We start from the raw sequence: 16,233 nt of genomic DNA on the forward strand, positions 1-16,233 counted from the left end.
GATCGGGGCAAACCCCGGGAAAACCGCGGTCGGCGATGCCAGACTGTGCCCATGGCCACGAGCGACGGCTGGTACCTCATCGGCCCGTTGATCGCCGTCGGTCTGGTCGGCTTTCTCGGCGCCGTCTTCTGGCGCATGGGTCTGCAACCCACCGGTACGCCCGGCGGGGAACCGGCGCGGGACGGGTACCCGGACGGCCTCGCGATCTTCGGCGATCGCGAGGACTACGGTCTGCTCTGGCCTGCGGCCGTCACGGAGGACCCCGAGGTGGCCGACGAGATCAGGCGGCTGCTCGCCGATGCGGGCATCCGAGCGACAAGTGCGACCCGCCGCGACGGACGCGTCGTCGTCCTCGTCTTCGCCGAGGAGGTGGAGGAGGCGCGGCGCCTGGCGCAGTCCTAGAGCTCTCAAGCCTGGAGCTCTCAGAACTCGAAGGTGGGCTCCGGCACGTCCGTACGCTCCACGTCCACACCCAGGTTCGCCAGGTCCGCCACGAAGTCCGGGTAGCCGCGGTCGATGTGGTGCACCTCGCCCACCTCGGTCACGCCGTCGGCGCAGAGACCCGCGATGACCAGGCCCGCGCCGGCTCGGATGTCGGTGGCGCGCACCGGGGCGCCGGAGAGCCGGTCCCGGCCGTTCACCACGGCGTGGTGCCCGTCGGTACGGATGTCGGCACCCAGCCGCACCATCTCGTTCACGAACATGAACCGGCCGTCGAAGATGTTCTCGGTGATCAGCGACGAGCCCTCGGCGACCGCGGCCAGGCCCAGCGCCATCGGCAGCAGGTCGGTCGCGAAACCCGGGTAGGGCAGCGTCACGATGTCGACGCTGCGGGGCCGGTCGTCCATGCGCACCCGGAACAGGTTGTCGCCCGGCTCCACCACGGCACCCGCCGTGACCAGCTTGTCCAGGGCGATGTCGAGGAACTCCGGCCGGACACCGCGCACCGTGACGTCGCCACGGGTCATCGCGGCGGCGTACGCCCACGTGCCGCCGACGATCCGGTCACCGACGGTGGTGTGCCGCACCGGCTTCAGCGGCCCCTCCACCCCTTCGACGATCAGGGTCGACGTGCCGGCGCCCTCGATGCGCGCGCCCATCGCGGTGAGCATCTCGCAGATGTCGACGATCTCCGGCTCCCGCGCCGCGTTGTCGATCTCCGTGACGCCGCGGGCCAGGACCGCCGCCATCAGCAGGTTCTCGGTGGCGCCGACGCTCGGGAAGTCCAGCCAGATCTTGGAGCCGCGCAGCCCCCGCGGCGCCGACGCGATCACGAAGCCGTGCTCGTTGGAGATCTCCGCGCCCATCCGGGCCAGCCCGGAGACGTGCATGTCCAGACCCCGGGAGCCGATCATGTCGCCGCCGGGCAGCGCCACCCGCACGAAGCCGCGCCGGGCCAGCAGCGGCCCCAGCACGCAGATCGACGCGCGCAGCCGCCGGACCAGGTCGTAGTCGGCCTCCGCACCCGGCTCGGCCGGCACGTCGATCACCGCTTCGTCGCCGTTCAGCTCCACATCACAGCCGAGTCGCCGCAGCACCTCGGCCATGATCGCGATGTCGGTGATGCGCGGGACGTTGCTCACCACGCTGCGACCCTCGGCGAGCAGTGCGACCGCCATCAGCTTCAACGCCGAGTTCTTCGCCCCGCCGACCGCGACCTCACCGGCAAGCCGGGCGCCGCCCTTCACCCTGATCACATCCACGCGGGCCATCGTAGGGTTCGCGCGCCCGCTCCGCCTCGTAGGGTGGGGCGCATGGCAGTCCATCTCACCCGTATCTACACGCGCACCGGTGACGCCGGCGAGACCCGTCTCGTCAACAACGAGGTCGCGCCGAAGACGGATCCACGCATCGCCGCCTATGCCGACACCGACGAGTGCAACGCCGCGATCGGGGTCGCGATCGCGCTCGGCGCGCTCCCCGACGACGTACGCACGGTGCTCTCCACCATCCAGAACGACCTCTTCGACCTGGGGGCCGACCTGGGCAACCCGCTCTCCGACGAGCCCCCGGCCTATCCCCCGCTGCGGATCACCGAGGAGTACGTGACACGCCTCGAGTCCTGGTGCGACGACTTCAACGACCGGCTCACCCCGCTGGACAGCTTCGTGCTGCCCGGTGGCACGCCGGGCGCGGCGCTGCTGCACGTGGCACGGACCGTCGCCCGCCGGGCCGAACGCTCCGCCTGGGCCCTCGTCGCGGCCGACCCGGACCGGACCGCCCTGCTGCCCGCCAAATACCTGAACCGCCTCTCCGACCTGCTCTTCATCCTCTCCCGGGTGGCGAACCCGGACGGCGACGTCACCTGGGTGCCGGGCGGCCGGCGCCAGTGACCGGCGGCCTCCACCACGTCGAGCTCTGGGTCCCGGACGTGGCCGGCGCCGCCGGCCCGTGGGGCTGGCTGCTCGGTGAACTCGGCTGGGTGGAGTTCCAGGAGTGGCCGGCGGGCCGCTCCTGGCGGCACGACGGCGTCTACCTGGTCCTGGAACAGTCCCCGGCCCTCTCCGGCCCGGTACACGACCGGACGGCGCCCGGGCTCAACCACCTGGCGTTCACCGTGCCGGACACGGCCGAGGTCGACAGGTTGTGGGCGGCCGCCCCCGGGCACGGCTGGACCCACCTGTTCGCCGACCGCTACCCGCACGCCGGCGGCCCGGACAACTACGCCGCCCACCTGAGCGACCCGTGGGGTTACGAGGCCGAGCTGACGACCCCCTGAGGCGGGCTCAGGCGCTCCGCGAGGCACCCGGGCTGCCGGCGGCAGCGTTCAGGGTGCCGTCGATGACGGTCACCGCCTGGCCGCTCAGATGGGTGCGGTCGCCGTGCAACGCCACCCGGACCGAGCCGCCGCGCCGGGAGGCCTGGTATCCGACCAGCTCGGTGCGGCCCAGCCGGGCGGCCCAGAACGGCGCCAGCGCGGTGTGCGCGCTACCGGTCACCGGGTCCTCGTCGACGCCGACCGCGGGGCCGAAGAAGCGGGACACGAAGTCGTACCCGCCCCCGGCACCGTCCGGCCCGGAGCCGGAATCACGCGCCGGCGCAGTGGCCGGCGAACCGGAATCACGCGCCGGCGCAGTGGCCGTGGCGACGGAGTCTCGCGTGGCGGCCGGGCCGGTGGCGGCTGATGCGGCCGCCGCGGTGACGATCACGCCGCGCCGGGAGAGGGGGACCAGGGCGCGCAGATCCGGCGTCAGGGAGCGAACCGCTGCCTCGTCGGCGAGCTCCACCAGCAGGTCGTCGGTGTCCGGGCCGGTGTGGTGCACGGACACCGGTTCCGCGCCGAGGGCGGCGGCCAGCGCCGGGTCGGCGGGCACCGGGCTGAGCGGGGCGGTCGGGAAGTCGAGGGTGAGCCGCCCGCCCGGGCCGGCGGTCGCGGTGAGCACGCCGCTGCGGGTGGCGAAGCGGACCGGCGCGGCCGGGGCCAGGACGTGTGCGGCGGCGAGGGTGGCGTGGCCGCAGAGGGCCACCTCGACGGCCGGGGTGAACCAGCGCAGCGCCCAGTCGGCGTCCCCGCCTGGCGGCAGCGGGTGCAGGAAGGCCGTCTCGGCGTGGTTGACCTCCGCGGCGACCTGCTGCATCCAGGCGTCCGGCGGGAACTCGTCGAGCAGCAGCACACCGGCGGGAGCACCGGAGAAGGGCCGGTCGGTGAAGGCGTCGACGATCCTGATCCGCATGTGCCAGACGTTACGGCAGCAGGGTGGCTCAGGGCTCGATCGGCCGGGGGCCGAAGACGGGCCGGCTGCGCAGCGCGCCCGGGTCGAGCGGCGGGCCGGCCTCCAGCCACGACAGGAAACCGGTGACGGTGGTCTCGGCCATCGCGATCTCGATCTGGGTGCCGCCGCTCGCGCAGCGCAGCACCACCCAGTGGCCGGGCATGGTGAGCCGTTCCGGGCCGGTCGGCAGGCGTTGCTCCTCGACCGTCAGGAACCGCCGGTCGAGGACCCGCTTGGGACGGATCGCCAGGCTGAACATGCGGTGGAAGCGGAGTTCGTCGCCGACGAACTGGCCGAGGCCGGGCGACCAGCCGCGGCCGGGCACCAGGGTGCTGATCCGGACCTGGAGCCGAATGGTTCCGCCGCCGGCTTTCAGCAGCCGGCGGCGGAAAAAGATCGCGAAGAGAAGCGCGAGCAGCGCGACGACGCAGATTCCGACGATTTCCAGAACCCGCATCGCCGGCGTCAGTGGGACTCGGGGGTGGACGGGGTGGCGCTCTCGGCGAGCACCGTCACGCCGTTCGCGTCGATCGAGAGGAAGCCACCGGCCACGTCGTAGGTGAGCTGCTCACCACCGGCGAGCTTCACCCGGACCTGGGACGGCTCCTTGAGCAGGCCGAGCAGCGGCGAGTGGCCGGGGAGCACACCGATCTCACCCTCGGTGGTACGCGCGACGAGCATTTCCGCCTCGCCGACCCACACCTTCTCCTCGACGGCGACGACCTCGACGTGCAGCTGGTTGGCCACCTGGTCTCCTCTGACTGCAGAACCTGAACGGGTGAAGTCTAAACGGCTGCCCGCGTCGTCGTGGTACGGGGTCAGCTGTTGACGTTGACGTACTCCGGGTGGTCGAGCAGGAAGGGACCGATCCGGTCCTCCCGCACGGCCGTGAAGAACTCCTCGACGGACGGGTCGAGCTGCTCGCCGAGGTACCGCGACCCGTCGAACAGGCCGCCGCCGGGCAGCTTGATCGACGTCATGTCGTCGGTGTTGACGCCGCGCAGCGCCATCGCCCAGTCGATCACGCTGTTGCCGCCGCCGTCGAAGGTCAGCGAGTCACCGGCCGCGTCGAGGATCTGGAGCAGTTTCGTCGGGTTGGTCACGACGTCCTTGCTCATCGCCTGCTTCGCCATGGCCTTGATGAACTGCTGCTGGTGCCGCTGCCGGTCGTAGTCGCCCTTGGGCAGGGTGTAGCGCTGCCGCACGTAGTCGAGCGCCTCCCACGCCTCCAGATGGTAGGTGCCCTTCTTGTAGGTCTTCTGCGGCCCGGTGTAGGGGTGGGCGCACTTGGTGCAACCCTGGATCCGCGGCCGGGGCTTGCCGTTGGGCTGCAGGTGCTCGGACTTCACGTTCTGGTCGATCGTCATGGTGACGCCGCCCATCGCCTCGACGATCTGCTTGAAGCCGCCGAAGTTGATGATCGCGCCGGCGTCGAACGTCTTGATGCCGGTGAGCTTCGTGACCGTCTTGGCGAGCAGCTGGAAGCCCTGCTTCACGTCGTGCTCGCCGTTGCCGACCGAACTGCCGAACGACATCGCCGCGTTGATCTTCGACTTGCCGCCGTCGAACCCGGTCGCCGAGAAGGCCGGGATCTCGACGTAGAGGTCGCGCGGGATGGAGAAGAGGTAGACCTGGTCCATCGACTCGGGGATGTGGGCCACGATGATCGAGTCGGAGAGCGGCGCCGTCTTCGTGTCGCGCGGGTCGATGCCGGCGAGCAGGATGTTGATCGGGCCCTTGATCTCGGACTTCTGCGTCGCCGCCGCCGGGTCGCCGATCAGGGTGCCGCCCGCGTCGACGGCACCGGTGTACTTGGAGATGAGCGCCTGACCGGTCACCAGGACACCACCGCTGACGACCATGAGCACGCAGCCGAACGCGGCGCACAGCCGTGCCCACATCGGTGCACGGAGCTTGAAAGACTTGGCCACCCGATCCCCAAACCCTCGCCGGAGGCGTCCCGACAACCCCCGGATGGTGGCAGGGCCGTGCGAACGCGCGGCCAAGCATACCCAAGCTCCGGGCGAACTCCGGCAGCTCCGATTTCCCGGCCCGCGGCCCAGGAAGGCCGGGATCCGGCGGGTACGCGAAAGCCGCGCCGGCGTGCTGCCGGCGCGGCTTCGTGTCGAGCGAGGGGGCTGGCTCAGCCCTTCATCAGCTCGTGCGCGTTCTTCTCGAGGTCCTCGAGGCCACCGCACATGAAGAAGGCCTGCTCCGGGTAGTTGTCGTACTCACCCTCGGAGATCTTCTTGAACGCCTCGATGGTCTCCTTCAGCGGGACCGTCGAGCCGGGGACACCGGTGAACTGCTCCGCCGCGTAGGTGTTCTGCGACAGGAACCGCTCGATGCGGCGGGCACGGGCAACCGTGACCTTGTCCTCCTCGGAGAGCTCGTCCATACCGAGGATCGCGATGATGTCCTGCAGGTCCTTGTACTTCTGCAGGATCCGCTGCACCTCACGGGCGACCGCGTAGTGCTCGGCGCCCACGTATTCCGGCGCCAGGATCCGCGAGCTGGAGGCCAGCGGGTCCACGGCCGGGTAGATGCCCTTGTCGGAGATCGACCGCTCGAGGTTCGTGGTCGCGTCCAGGTGGGCGAACGTGGTGGCCGGCGCCGGGTCGGTGTAGTCGTCGGCGGGCACGTAGATCGCCTGCAGCGAGGTGATCGCCTTGCCACGGACCGAGGTGATCCGCTCCTGGAGCTCGCCCATCTCGTCCGCCAGGGTGGGCTGGTAACCCACGGCGGACGGCATGCGACCGAGCAGGGTGGAGACCTCGGAACCGGCCTGGGTGAACCGGAAGATGTTGTCGATGAAGAGCAGCACCTCCTGGTTCTGGACGTCACGGAAGTACTCCGCCATGGTCAGAGCGGTCAGGGCGACCCGCAGGCGGGTGCCCGGCGGCTCGTCCATCTGGCCGAAGACCAGCGCGGTCTTGTCCAGAACGCCACCCTCGTCCATCTCCAGGATGAGGTCGTTGCCCTCACGGGTGCGCTCGCCGACACCGGCGAACACCGAGGTACCGCCGAAGTTACGGGCAACCCGGATGATCATCTCCTGGATGAGCACCGTCTTGCCCACGCCCGCGCCACCGAACAGGCCGATCTTGCCACCACGCACGTACGGCGCGAGCAGGTCGAGCACCTTGATGCCGGTCTCCAGCATCTCGGTCTTCGGCTCGAGGTCCGCGAACGCCGGCGGCTTGCGGTGGATCGACCAGCGCTCCTGGATGTCCAGCGTCGACGGGTCGACGTTGAGCACCTCGCCGAGGGCGTTGAAGACGTGGCCCTTGGTCACGTCACCGACCGGCACCGAGATCGGCGCGCCGGTGTCGGTGACCTCGGCGCCGCGGACCATGCCGTCGGTCGGCTGCATCGAGATCGCGCGGAGCAGGTTGTCACCCAGGTGCTGGGCGACCTCCATGGTCAGCTTCTTGGTGCCCTCGGAGAGGGTGACCTCAACGTGCAGCGCGTTGAAGATCGCGGGCATGGCGTCACGGGGAAACTCGACGTCGACGACCGGGCCGATGACCCGGACGACGCGGCCGACAGCGGTCTCCGCCTTGGTGGGCTCAGCTACAGCAGTCATCACACATCACTTCCCGCCGCGGCAAGCGCGTTGGCGCCGCCGACGATTTCACTGATTTCCTGGGTGATCGCAGCCTGCCGCGCGGAGTTCATCTCGCGCGTGTACCGCTTGAGCAGGTCGTCCGCGTTGTCCGACGCGCTCTTCATCGCCCGCCGGCGCGAGGCCGACTCACTGGCCGCCGAGTCCAGCAACGCCGCGTAAAGGCGGGTGTTGAGGTACTTCGGCAGCAGCGCGTCGAGCAACTCGTCGGCGTCCGGCTCGAACTCGTACGCCGGGCGCAGGCCCTCGGACTCCGAGGCCTGCTCGTCGACCTGGACCGGGGCGAGCGGCTTCGCACCGGCGGTCTGCGTCATCAGAGACTTGAACTCGGTGCTCACGATGTGGAGCTCGTCCACGCCCGCGATGCCCTCCGGCCCGAAGGTGCCCTCGCCCGCCGACCCGGCCGCGAAGGCCTCGATCAGCGCGTCGCCGATGCGCTTGGCGTCGGCGAACGACGGACGCTCGGAGAATCCGGTCCAGCTGGCGGCGATGTCCCGGTTACGGAACCGGTAGTAGCCGACGCCCTTGCGGCCGACGATGTACAGCGCCACCTCCTTGCCCTCCGACTTCAGCCGAGCGATCAGCTGCTCGGCGGTTCGGATGGCGTTGGCGTTGTAGGCGCCGGCCAGGCCCCGGTCACTGGTGATCAGCAGGACACCCGCCCGCTGGACGCGCTCACGCGCGACCAGCAGCGGGTTGTCGACCGAAGCGTTGCTCGCCAGAGCGCCCAGGACCTTGGCGATCGCCTCCGAGTACGGCCGGGAGGACTGCACCCGCTCCTGAGCCTTGGCGATGCGGCTGGTCGCGACCAGCTCCTGCGCCTTGGCGATCTTCTTGGTCGACTTGACGGTGCGGATACGCCGCCGCAGCGCCTGTACCTGACCGGCCATGCCTAGTTACCGCTCTCGGTGGCCTGAGCCGAGCCCTGGAAGGACTTCTTGAACTCGACGACCGCGCCCTCGAGAGCCGCGATGTTGTCGTCGGTCAGGTTGTTCGTCGACTCGACCGAGGTGTAAACGTCGCTCAGGTTGCGCTTGATGTGCTCGAGCAGCTCCTGCTCGAACTTGCGCACGTCGCCGACCGGGACGTCGTCGAGCTGGCCGGTGGTGCCGGCCCAGATGACGATGGTCTGGTCGGTCACCGAGTACGGCGAGTACTGCGGCTGCTTGAGCAGCTCGACCAGGCGGATGCCCTTCTCGAGCTGAGCGCGCGACGCCTTGTCCAGGTCGGAGGCGAAGGCCGAGAAGGCCTCCAGCTCACGGAACTGGGCCAGGTCGAGGCGAAGCCGGCCGGAGACCCGCTTCATGCCCTTGACCTGAGCCGAACCACCGACGCGGGACACCGAGGTGCCGACGTTGATCGCCGGGCGGACACCCGAGGCGAACAGGTCGGACTCCAGGAAGATCTGGCCGTCGGTGATCGAGATGACGTTGGTCGGGATGTAGGCCGAGATGTCGTTGGCCTTGGTCTCGATGATCGGCAGACCGGTCATCGAACCGCCACCCAGCTCGTTGGAGAGCTTGGCGCAGCGCTCCAGCAGGCGGGAGTGCAGGTAGAAGACGTCACCCGGGTACGCCTCGCGGCCCGGCGGGCGGCGCAGCAGCAGCGACACGGCACGGTACGCCTCGGCCTGCTTCGTCAGGTCGTCGAAGACGATCAGGACGTGCTTGCCGTTGTACATCCAGTGCTGTCCGATGGACGAGCCGGTGTACGGCGCGATGTACTTGAAGCCGGCCGGGTCGGACGCCGGAGCCGCGACGATCGTCGTGTACTCCAGTGCGCCCTGCTCCTCGAGGGTGCCCCGGATGCTGGCGATGGTGGACGCCTTCTGGCCGATGGCGACGTAGATGCAGCGGACCTGCTTCTCCGGGTCGCCGGACTGCCAGTTGGCCTTCTGGTTGATGATCGTGTCGATCGCGACCGTGGTCTTGCCGGTCTTGCGGTCGCCGATGATCAGCTGACGCTGGCCGCGGCCGATCGGCGTCATGGCGTCGATCGCCTTGATGCCGGTCTGCAGCGGCTGCTTCACGGGCTGGCGGGCCATGACGTTCGGCGCCTGCAGCTCGAGCTCGCGGAAGCCCTCGTTGGCGATCTCACCCCGGTCGTCGATCGGGTTGCCCAGCGCGTCGACCACGCGACCCAGGAAGGCGTCGCCCACCGGGACGGAGAGGACGCGGCCGGTGCGCTTGACCGGCTGGCCCTCCTCGATCTTCGCGAAGTCACCCAGAACCACGGCGCCGATTTCACGGACGTCGAGGTTCAGCGCGACGCCCAGCGTGCCGTCGGCGAATTCGAGCAGTTCGTTCGCCATCGTCGAGGGCAGGCCCTCGACGTGTGCGATGCCGTCGCCCGCATCGGAGACGATGCCGACCTCCTCGCGGGAGACCTCGGGCGTGTAGGACGAGACGTAGCGCTCTAGCGCCCCCCGGATCTCGTCCGAGGAGATGGTCAGCTCGGCCATCCTCTGCCTTCTCTGTCTAGCTCGGGACGTCGCCGCCGCCGAGGGGCCTTCTCGATTGGAATCGAGGGGAAATGTCTATTTAGCGAACGCCTGCTTGGCGGCGTTCAGCCGGCGCAGGATCGTGCCGTCGTAAAGGTCGGAGCCGACGCGGACGCTGACCCCGCCGATCACCGCGGGATCCACGCCGATCTTCAGCGAGACCGCACGGCCGTAGAGCGCGGACAACTTCGCGGACAGAGCCTGCTCCTCAGCGTCGGTGAGCGGCTTGGCCACCGTCACATACGCCACCTCGCGGTCGCGCTTCGCCGCGGTCAGCTCGACCATGCGGGTCAGCGAGGCCTCGAAACCGCGGCCACCGAAGCCCTCGAGTGCGACCTCGATGAGCCGGCCGGAGGCCACGTGGACCTTGCCCTTCAGCAAGTCCTGAACAAGCTTAACCCGACGCTCGACAGCCGCACCGGGGTCACTCAGCGTGACCGCCAGCGTGGAGTCGCCCGCCACGATCTGACTGAACCGGAACAGTTCGTCCTCGACGTCGGCCAGCTTGCTGTCACGCTCGGCCGAGGCCAGCAGGGTTTCCACCCCGAGGCGCTCGGTGGCGTCCAGCAGCTCGGCCGGCCGGGAGAAGCGGCCGGACACCAGAGTGCCCAGCACGTTCACCGTGGTCTCGGCGACCTTGCCGGCCAGCAGCGACCGGAGCAGCGCGGCCCGGTCGGCCGCCGGCCGGGACGGGTCGGTCAGCGCCCGGCGCAGCCGGGGCTGGGCCCGCAGCAGGCCGGCCACCGACAGGATCTCGTCGGCGACCGACGCCAGCTGCGCGGCCGTGGCGGACGCGGTCTCCGCGCCCAGCCGTTCCGACGCCTCGCCGTAGGCCTCGCGGCTTACGCTCGACGTCATCAGCGCCGCCCGGTCGCGGTGGTGTCGAGGTCCGCGATGAAACGCTCGACGGTGCCACGGGTACGGGCCTCGTCGGCCAGAGCCTCACCAACGATCTTGCTGGCCAGGTCGACCGCGAGCGTGCCGACCTCGGCACGCAGATCCCGCACGATGGACTCACGCTGGGCGGCGAGCTGCTCGTTGCCGGCCGCGATGATGCGGTCCGACTCCTCGCGAGCCTTGCCCAGCACGTCCTGACGGATGCCCTCGGCGTCGGCCCGGGCCTCGTCGCGGATGCGCGCGGCCTCGGTACGAGCCTCGGCGAGCTGAGTGCGGTACTGCTCGAGGAGCTCGTTGGCCTCGGCCTGGGCGGCCTCGGCACGCTTGATGCCACCCTCGATGGCCTCGACCCGTGCCCGGAACGTCTTCTCCATCTGCGGGAAGACGAACTTGATCAGCACGAAGCAGAGCACCGCGAAGGCAACCGAGCCGACCACGATCTCCTGCCAGATCGGGATGATCGGGTTGTGCTCGGTGGCGCCTTCTTCAGCGGCCAGATAAAGGTTGATCATGGGCACCTCCCAACGAGGCAGAAAGTCAGGAGATCGGGCCCTGCCAGATGAAGCCGAACGCGATGCCCAGCAGCGCGAGCGCCTCGATGACGGCGAAGCCGATCCAGACGTACGGCAGGGTCAGGCGGGACGACTCCGGCTGGCGGGCGGTGGACTGGATGTAGGCCGAGAAGACCAGACCAACACCGATGCCGGGGCCGATGGCAGCGAGACCGTAACCGATGGCGGCGGTGCTGCCCTCAACGGCGGCGAGAAGGTCCATTGCTAATTCCTCCTGGTATCTCGCGTGACGATCACGCGGGACGACAACGGGGTGTTACTCGTTCCGGTTAATGCTCAGTGCTCGTCGGCGAGCGAACCCTGGACGTAGCTCGCGGTGAGCACCGTGAAGACGTAGGCCTGGAGGCAGATCACCAGGAACTCGAGCAGGGTAAGCGCGATGGTGAGCACCCAGGACAGGACCGAGACCGGCGCCAGCAGCACGTTCGCGTTGAGCATCGCGAAACCGCCCAGCGTGAACACGAGCAGCAGCATGTGGCCCGCGAACATGTTGGCGAACAGACGGACCGCCAGCGAGAAGGGGCGGACCAGGAAGTTCGAGAAGAACTCGATCGGGATCAGCAGCGGCAGGATGAACCACGGCGCCGGCGGGATCAGGGCGTGCTTGAAGTACTTCAGCGGACCGTGGTGCCGCATGCCGACCCAGATGAACATCACGTAGCTGATCACGGCCAGGACAGCCGGGAACGCGATGTGCGACATCGGCGACATCTGGATCAGCGGCACGATGCCGAAGAAGTTGTTCACCAGGACGAACAGGAACAGCGTCGTCAGGTACGGCGCGAAGCGCACACCCGCCGGGCCGATCATGTCGACCGCGATGTTGTTCCGCACGAAGCCGTAGGCGCTCTCCGCCATCCACTGCTTCTTGGTCGGAACGAGCTGGGGCTTCCGGTACGCCCAGAGGAAGAAGATGATGATCGCCGCGACCGCGACCCACACCAGCAGCGTGACCTTGGTGAACCAGTAGTTGTCGTGGGCGCCCCACGGCAGGATGCTGGGCAGGTAGAAGTCCTCGACGCTGGGCGGGAACGCCGCCGCGAGGACCGTCGACTGACCGATCACCATGGCCCTTTCCTGTCAGGCGCCGAGCCGGCGCACGATGAGGTAAACACCACCGGCGACCCCGAGGACGGCGCCGAGGCCGGCGAAGATGCCCTTGGTTCCGACGAAGTGGTCGACCAACCAGCCGATCCCGCCCCAGACGATGATGCCCGCGATGAGGTAGGAGACCGCTGTCATGCCCCCTCCCGTGTCGGGAGGCGGGGTCTGACCCTGGTCACCGCGAGGATTGTGGGGAGGTTCTTGGCCGGTCATGACGGCCCGAACGATATCAGCAGGAAACACGAAGCTAAGCGGGACCCCCCGCACAACCGCAGTTGTCCAGGCGTCGAGGGTCTCGCAACTGGAAGGACACGGTACTCCTGTCGCGCCAGATCGGAGCACGACGCGAGCGAGGAGGTCACCGGATCGTGGCTGCGTGACCGAGATGAGTAGTACGTCCAGCTACCTTACCGTGCCCTAGATCACTTTCGACGCGTTCTGGAGTACATCCACCAGGCCTGCACGCCGGTCCACACCACGATGCCCGAGACGATGCCGAGCCCGAGAGCGGTCTTGCCGGACCAGTCCGACGCGACGCCGAACGCCAGGATGACGCCGAGAAGCGCGTACTTCACCGTGTAGGTGAGCAGGCCGAGCGGCATCAGCAGAGCCGGGCGGACCGTGTCGGCCCAGGCGATCACCAGGGTGGTCATCGTGTAGCTGACCGTCACGATCAGCACGCCGGCCGCCGCGCCGACCGCCGACTGCCGGCCGCCGGTGAGGAAACCGGCGGACGCCGCGAAGAGCAGCAGGGCCATGCTGACCGCGGAGAGGAACGGCAGGTGTTCCACCCGCCAGCGCGGGTCGGCCGGGAGCGGGGGCAGCTCCGGCAGCGGAGTCTCCGGCTCGTCGTCCGGCACGTAGGGCACCACGTCCACCGGGTCCCGCTCAGCTGCCGCCGGGCCTGACCGACTCACGCCATCGCCTCCTGCTCCGCATAGATCGGGAAGCGCCGGACCAGCTCCGACACCTCCTCGGCCACCTCGTCCAGACGGCCCGCGCCACCGGCCGCCGCCGGGTCGCTGCGTGCCGCCGCACCGATCAGGCCGGCGATCCGCCGCATCTCATCCTCCCGCATGCCCTGGGAGGTGACGCCCGGTGTGCCGACCCGGACCCCCGATGCCACGGCCGGCTTCTCCGGGTCGTACGGAATCGCGTTCTTGTTCAGGGCGATCCGCGCCCGGGCGCAGCGCGCCTCGACATCCCGCCCGCAGACGCCCAGCTCGCGCACGTCGAGCAGGGCGAGATGGGTGTCCGTGCCGCCGGTGACCGGGCGCATCCCCTCGGCGGCCAGCCCGGCAGCGAGGGCCCGCGCGTTGCGGACGGTCTGCTGAGCGTACTCCCGGAAGGCCGCGGTGCCCGCCTCGCGCAGCGCGACCGCCTTCGCCGCGACCGAGTGCATCATCGGGCCGCCCTGCGCGAACGGGAAGACCGCCTTGTCGACGCGCCGCCCCAGGTCCGCACGGCAGAGGATCATGCCACCTCGGGGACCGCGCAGCGCCTTGTGGGTGGTGCAGGTGACCACGTCGGCGTGCGGCACCGGCGACGGGACGGCCCGGCCGGCCACCAGGCCGATGACGTGTGCGGCGTCCACCATCAGATAGGCGCCCACCTCGTCGGCGATCTCCCGGAACCGGGCGAAATCGATCAGCCGGGAGTACGACGCCGAGCCACAGATGATCAGTTTCGGCCGGTGTGCCAGGGCGAGGTCGCGTACCTCGTCGTAGTCGATCTCCTCGGTCCGCGGGTCCACCCGGTAGGCGATGGGGTGGAACCACTTGCCGGAGAAGTTCGCCCGGCTCCCGTGGGTCAGATGGCCGCCGTGCGGCAGGCCCAGAGCCAGCACCGGGTCGCCCGGCTCGGCCAGGGCGGCGTAGACGGCCAGGTTCGCCGAGGCGCCGGAGTGCGGCTGCACGTTCGCGTGCTCGGCACCGAACAACTCCCGGGCCCGCGCGACGGCGAGTTCCTCGGCCCGGTCCACCTGCGCGCAGCCGCCGTAGTACCGGCTGCCCGGGTAGCCCTCGGCGTACTTGTTCGCCAGCGTGGAACCGAGTGCGGTCAGCACGGCCGGCGAGGCGAAGCTCTCGCTGGCGACCAGTTGCAGGGTCTGCCGCTGCCGGGCCAGTTCGTCCAGGAGCACGGCCGCGATCTCCGGATCGTCGCGCTCCAGGGCAGCGAAGTCCGGACCCCAGAAGGTGCCCATCTGGCCTCCCGTCGCCGACCCCTGCGTTTCGCAGCATATGGCTTCGAACCCCGGTCCCGTGGGCACAGTCTTTTATGAGGTTCCTTTCGGTTCCTCCCGCGGGAAGGATGAGCATGCGTTGTCTGGTCACGGGCGCCACCGGCTACATCGGCGGCCGTCTCGCCCCACGGCTGCTGGAGGCCGGCCACACAGTCCGCTGCCTGTCCCGCAGCGCCGCCCGCCTGCGTGACGTCCCGTGGGCCGCTCAGGTGGAGATCGTCGAGGCCGACCTCTCCGACCCGGCCACCCTGCCGGCCGCGTTCGACGGCGTCGAGGTCGCCTACTTCCTGATGCACTCGCTCGGCGTCAGCGACTTCGAGCAGCGGGACCGCGAGGCCGCCCGCAACTTCGCCACCGCGGCCCGCGCCGCCGGGGTCCGGCGGATCATCTACCTCGGCGGTCCCGAGCCGCCGGCCGGCGACCGGCCCTCGGCACACCTGCGCTCCCGCGCCGAGGTCGCCGAGATCCTGCTGGGCAGCGGCGTGCCGACGGCCGTGCTGCGGGCGCCGGTGATCATCGGTTCCGGGTCGGCCTCGTTCGAGATGCTGCGCTACCTCAGCGAGCGGCTGCCGGTGATGGTCACGCCGCGCTGGGTGCACAACCGGATCCAGCCGATCGCGGTCCGCGACGTGCTGCGCTACCTGGTCGGTGCGGCCGGGCTGCCGCCCGAGGTCAACCGGGGCTTCGACATCGGCGGGGCGGACGTGCTGACGTACGCCGAGATGATGCGCCGATACGCCCGGGTGGCCGGCCTGTCCCGGCGGATCATCCTGCCCACCCGGGTGCTCAGCCCGTGGCTGTCCGCGCACTGGGTCGGCGTCGTCACCCCGGTGCCGAACGCGATCGCCCGCCCGCTCGTCGCCAGCCTGGTGCACGAGGCGGTGGCCCACGAGAACGACCTGGCCGAGCTGCTGCCCGGCCCGGCCCCGATCGGGTTCGACGAGGCCGTCGGGCTGGCCCTCAGCAAGATCCGCGACGCCGACGTGGAGACCCGCTGGACGAGCGCCTCCGGCCGGGACGCCGACGCGGAGCCGCTGCCCAGCGACCCGGACTGGTCCGGTGGCAGCGTCTACGTCGACGAGCGGTGCAGCCCGGTACGCGCCCCCGCCGGCCAGCTGTGGCGCGTCATCGAAGGCGTCGGCGGTGACAACGGCTGGTACTCGTTCCCGCTGGCCTGGTCGGTGCGCGGCTGGCTGGACCGGCTCGCCGGCGGGGTCGGTCTGCGGCGTGGCCGGCGCGACCGGCACCGGCTGCGGGTCGGGGAGGCGCTGGACTGGTGGCGTGTCGAAGAACTCGAGCCGGGCTCGCTGCTGCGGCTGCGCGCCGAGATGCGGGTGCCGGGCCGGGCCTGGCTGGAGATGCGCGCCGAGCCGGACGGCAACGGCGGCAGCGTCTACCGGCAGCGGGCGGTGTTCCTGCCGCGCGGGCTGGTCGGGCACCTCTACTGGGCGTCGGTGGTGCCCTTCCACGGCATCGTCTTCAGTGGCATGGCCCGCAACATCACAGCCACCGCCGAGTCACTGGGCAGCAGCGCCGGAGAGCCGGTCGCGTACCGGTAGCCGGCTGGGCCTCGGCGCGGA

Annotated in this window: 19 protein-coding genes; 4 read left to right on the forward strand and 15 right to left on the reverse strand. The window is 70.0% G+C overall.

Annotation, left to right across the window (positions count from 1 at the left end):
- Nucleotides 1–51: 51 nt before the first annotated feature.
- On the forward strand, nucleotides 52–402 hold the full coding sequence (locus tag LPA41_RS16525; RefSeq protein WP_229071279.1) for a hypothetical protein: 351 nt from the start codon (nucleotides 52–54) through the stop codon (nucleotides 400–402).
- Nucleotides 403–422: 20 nt separating this feature from the next.
- On the opposite strand, the gene murA is transcribed toward LPA41_RS16525, so the two are convergent.
- Nucleotides 423–1,712: a UDP-N-acetylglucosamine 1-carboxyvinyltransferase gene (murA, locus tag LPA41_RS16530; RefSeq protein WP_229071280.1), complete on the reverse strand. Its 1,290-nt coding sequence runs from the start codon at nucleotides 1,710–1,712 to the stop codon at nucleotides 423–425.
- Nucleotides 1,713–1,754: 42 nt separating this feature from the next.
- Here murA and LPA41_RS16535 point away from each other — a divergent pair, with 42 nt between their 5' ends.
- Together LPA41_RS16535 and LPA41_RS16540 are read left to right on the forward strand one after the other, a co-directional pair.
- Nucleotides 1,755–2,333, forward strand: a complete 579-nt coding sequence (locus tag LPA41_RS16535; protein ID WP_229071281.1) for a cob(I)yrinic acid a,c-diamide adenosyltransferase — start codon at nucleotides 1,755–1,757, stop codon at nucleotides 2,331–2,333.
- Nucleotides 2,330–2,719, forward strand: coding sequence for a VOC family protein (locus tag LPA41_RS16540; RefSeq protein ID WP_229071282.1), 390 nt, complete (start codon nucleotides 2,330–2,332; stop codon nucleotides 2,717–2,719). The genes LPA41_RS16535 and LPA41_RS16540 overlap by 4 nt, the downstream gene beginning before the upstream one ends.
- A gap of 7 nt (nucleotides 2,720–2,726) precedes the next feature.
- Here LPA41_RS16540 and LPA41_RS16545 read toward each other — a convergent pair whose 3' ends face one another.
- The 14 genes from LPA41_RS16545 to glyA all read right to left on the reverse strand — a co-directional run bounded on the left by LPA41_RS16545 (nucleotide 2,727) and on the right by glyA (nucleotide 14,614).
- Entirely contained in the window at nucleotides 2,727–3,674 is a 948-nt protein-coding gene (locus LPA41_RS16545) for a PhzF family phenazine biosynthesis protein (protein ID WP_229071283.1), read from the reverse strand.
- 28 nt (nucleotides 3,675–3,702) lie between these two features.
- On the reverse strand, nucleotides 3,703–4,170 hold the full coding sequence (locus tag LPA41_RS16550; protein WP_229071284.1) for a DUF2550 domain-containing protein: 468 nt from the start codon (nucleotides 4,168–4,170) through the stop codon (nucleotides 3,703–3,705).
- A gap of 8 nt (nucleotides 4,171–4,178) precedes the next feature.
- Nucleotides 4,179–4,460 carry a F0F1 ATP synthase subunit epsilon gene (locus LPA41_RS16555; protein WP_229071285.1) on the reverse strand — a complete coding sequence of 94 codons (282 nt, stop codon included), beginning with the start codon at nucleotides 4,458–4,460 and terminating at the stop codon, nucleotides 4,179–4,181.
- 71 nt (nucleotides 4,461–4,531) lie between these two features.
- Entirely contained in the window at nucleotides 4,532–5,614 is a 1,083-nt protein-coding gene (locus LPA41_RS16560) for an LCP family protein (protein WP_229071286.1), read from the reverse strand.
- 242 nt (nucleotides 5,615–5,856) lie between these two features.
- Nucleotides 5,857–7,299, reverse strand: coding sequence for a F0F1 ATP synthase subunit beta (atpD, locus tag LPA41_RS16565; protein ID WP_229071287.1), 1,443 nt, complete (start codon nucleotides 7,297–7,299; stop codon nucleotides 5,857–5,859).
- Complete coding sequence (locus tag LPA41_RS16570; RefSeq protein WP_229071288.1) at nucleotides 7,299–8,228, reverse strand: F0F1 ATP synthase subunit gamma; 930 nt, start codon at nucleotides 8,226–8,228, stop codon at nucleotides 7,299–7,301. Before LPA41_RS16570 ends, atpD begins: the two co-directional genes overlap by 1 nt.
- A 2-nt stretch (nucleotides 8,229–8,230) precedes the next feature.
- Nucleotides 8,231–9,799 (reverse strand): F0F1 ATP synthase subunit alpha, encoded by a 1,569-nt coding sequence (gene atpA, locus LPA41_RS16575; RefSeq protein WP_229071289.1) that lies wholly within the window; start codon nucleotides 9,797–9,799, stop codon nucleotides 8,231–8,233.
- Nucleotides 9,800–9,874: 75 nt separating this feature from the next.
- Nucleotides 9,875–10,696: a F0F1 ATP synthase subunit delta gene (locus LPA41_RS16580; RefSeq protein WP_229071290.1), complete on the reverse strand. Its 822-nt coding sequence runs from the start codon at nucleotides 10,694–10,696 to the stop codon at nucleotides 9,875–9,877.
- Nucleotides 10,696–11,247, reverse strand: a complete 552-nt coding sequence (locus tag LPA41_RS16585) for a F0F1 ATP synthase subunit B (protein WP_229071291.1) — start codon at nucleotides 11,245–11,247, stop codon at nucleotides 10,696–10,698. Before LPA41_RS16585 ends, LPA41_RS16580 begins: the two co-directional genes overlap by 1 nt.
- A 25-nt stretch (nucleotides 11,248–11,272) precedes the next feature.
- Nucleotides 11,273–11,509, reverse strand: coding sequence for an ATP synthase F0 subunit C (locus LPA41_RS16590; protein WP_111654357.1), 237 nt, complete (start codon nucleotides 11,507–11,509; stop codon nucleotides 11,273–11,275).
- A 74-nt stretch (nucleotides 11,510–11,583) separates the two neighbouring features.
- The gene (gene atpB / locus LPA41_RS16595; RefSeq protein WP_229071563.1) at nucleotides 11,584–12,372 is read right to left on the reverse strand and encodes a F0F1 ATP synthase subunit A; all 789 of its coding nucleotides are present in this window, start codon (nucleotides 12,370–12,372) and stop codon (nucleotides 11,584–11,586) included.
- Between the two features lie 15 nt (nucleotides 12,373–12,387).
- On the reverse strand, nucleotides 12,388–12,549 hold the full coding sequence (locus tag LPA41_RS16600; protein ID WP_229071292.1) for an AtpZ/AtpI family protein: 162 nt from the start codon (nucleotides 12,547–12,549) through the stop codon (nucleotides 12,388–12,390).
- Nucleotides 12,550–12,833: 284 nt separating this feature from the next.
- Nucleotides 12,834–13,328, reverse strand: coding sequence for a hypothetical protein (locus tag LPA41_RS16605; RefSeq protein WP_374238166.1), 495 nt, complete (start codon nucleotides 13,326–13,328; stop codon nucleotides 12,834–12,836).
- Nucleotides 13,325–14,614: a serine hydroxymethyltransferase gene (glyA, locus tag LPA41_RS16610; RefSeq protein ID WP_229071293.1), complete on the reverse strand. Its 1,290-nt coding sequence runs from the start codon at nucleotides 14,612–14,614 to the stop codon at nucleotides 13,325–13,327. Before glyA ends, LPA41_RS16605 begins: the two co-directional genes overlap by 4 nt.
- Nucleotides 14,615–14,727: 113 nt before the next feature.
- Here glyA and LPA41_RS16615 point away from each other — a divergent pair, with 113 nt between their 5' ends.
- Complete coding sequence (locus LPA41_RS16615; protein ID WP_229071294.1) at nucleotides 14,728–16,212, forward strand: SDR family oxidoreductase; 1,485 nt, start codon at nucleotides 14,728–14,730, stop codon at nucleotides 16,210–16,212.
- The last annotated feature ends 21 nt before the right edge of the window (nucleotides 16,213–16,233 follow it).

Origin of the sequence: Actinoplanes sp. DH11, from assembly GCF_020873875.1 — a bacterium.
Classification (GTDB): Bacteria; Actinomycetota; Actinomycetes; order Mycobacteriales; family Micromonosporaceae; genus Actinoplanes.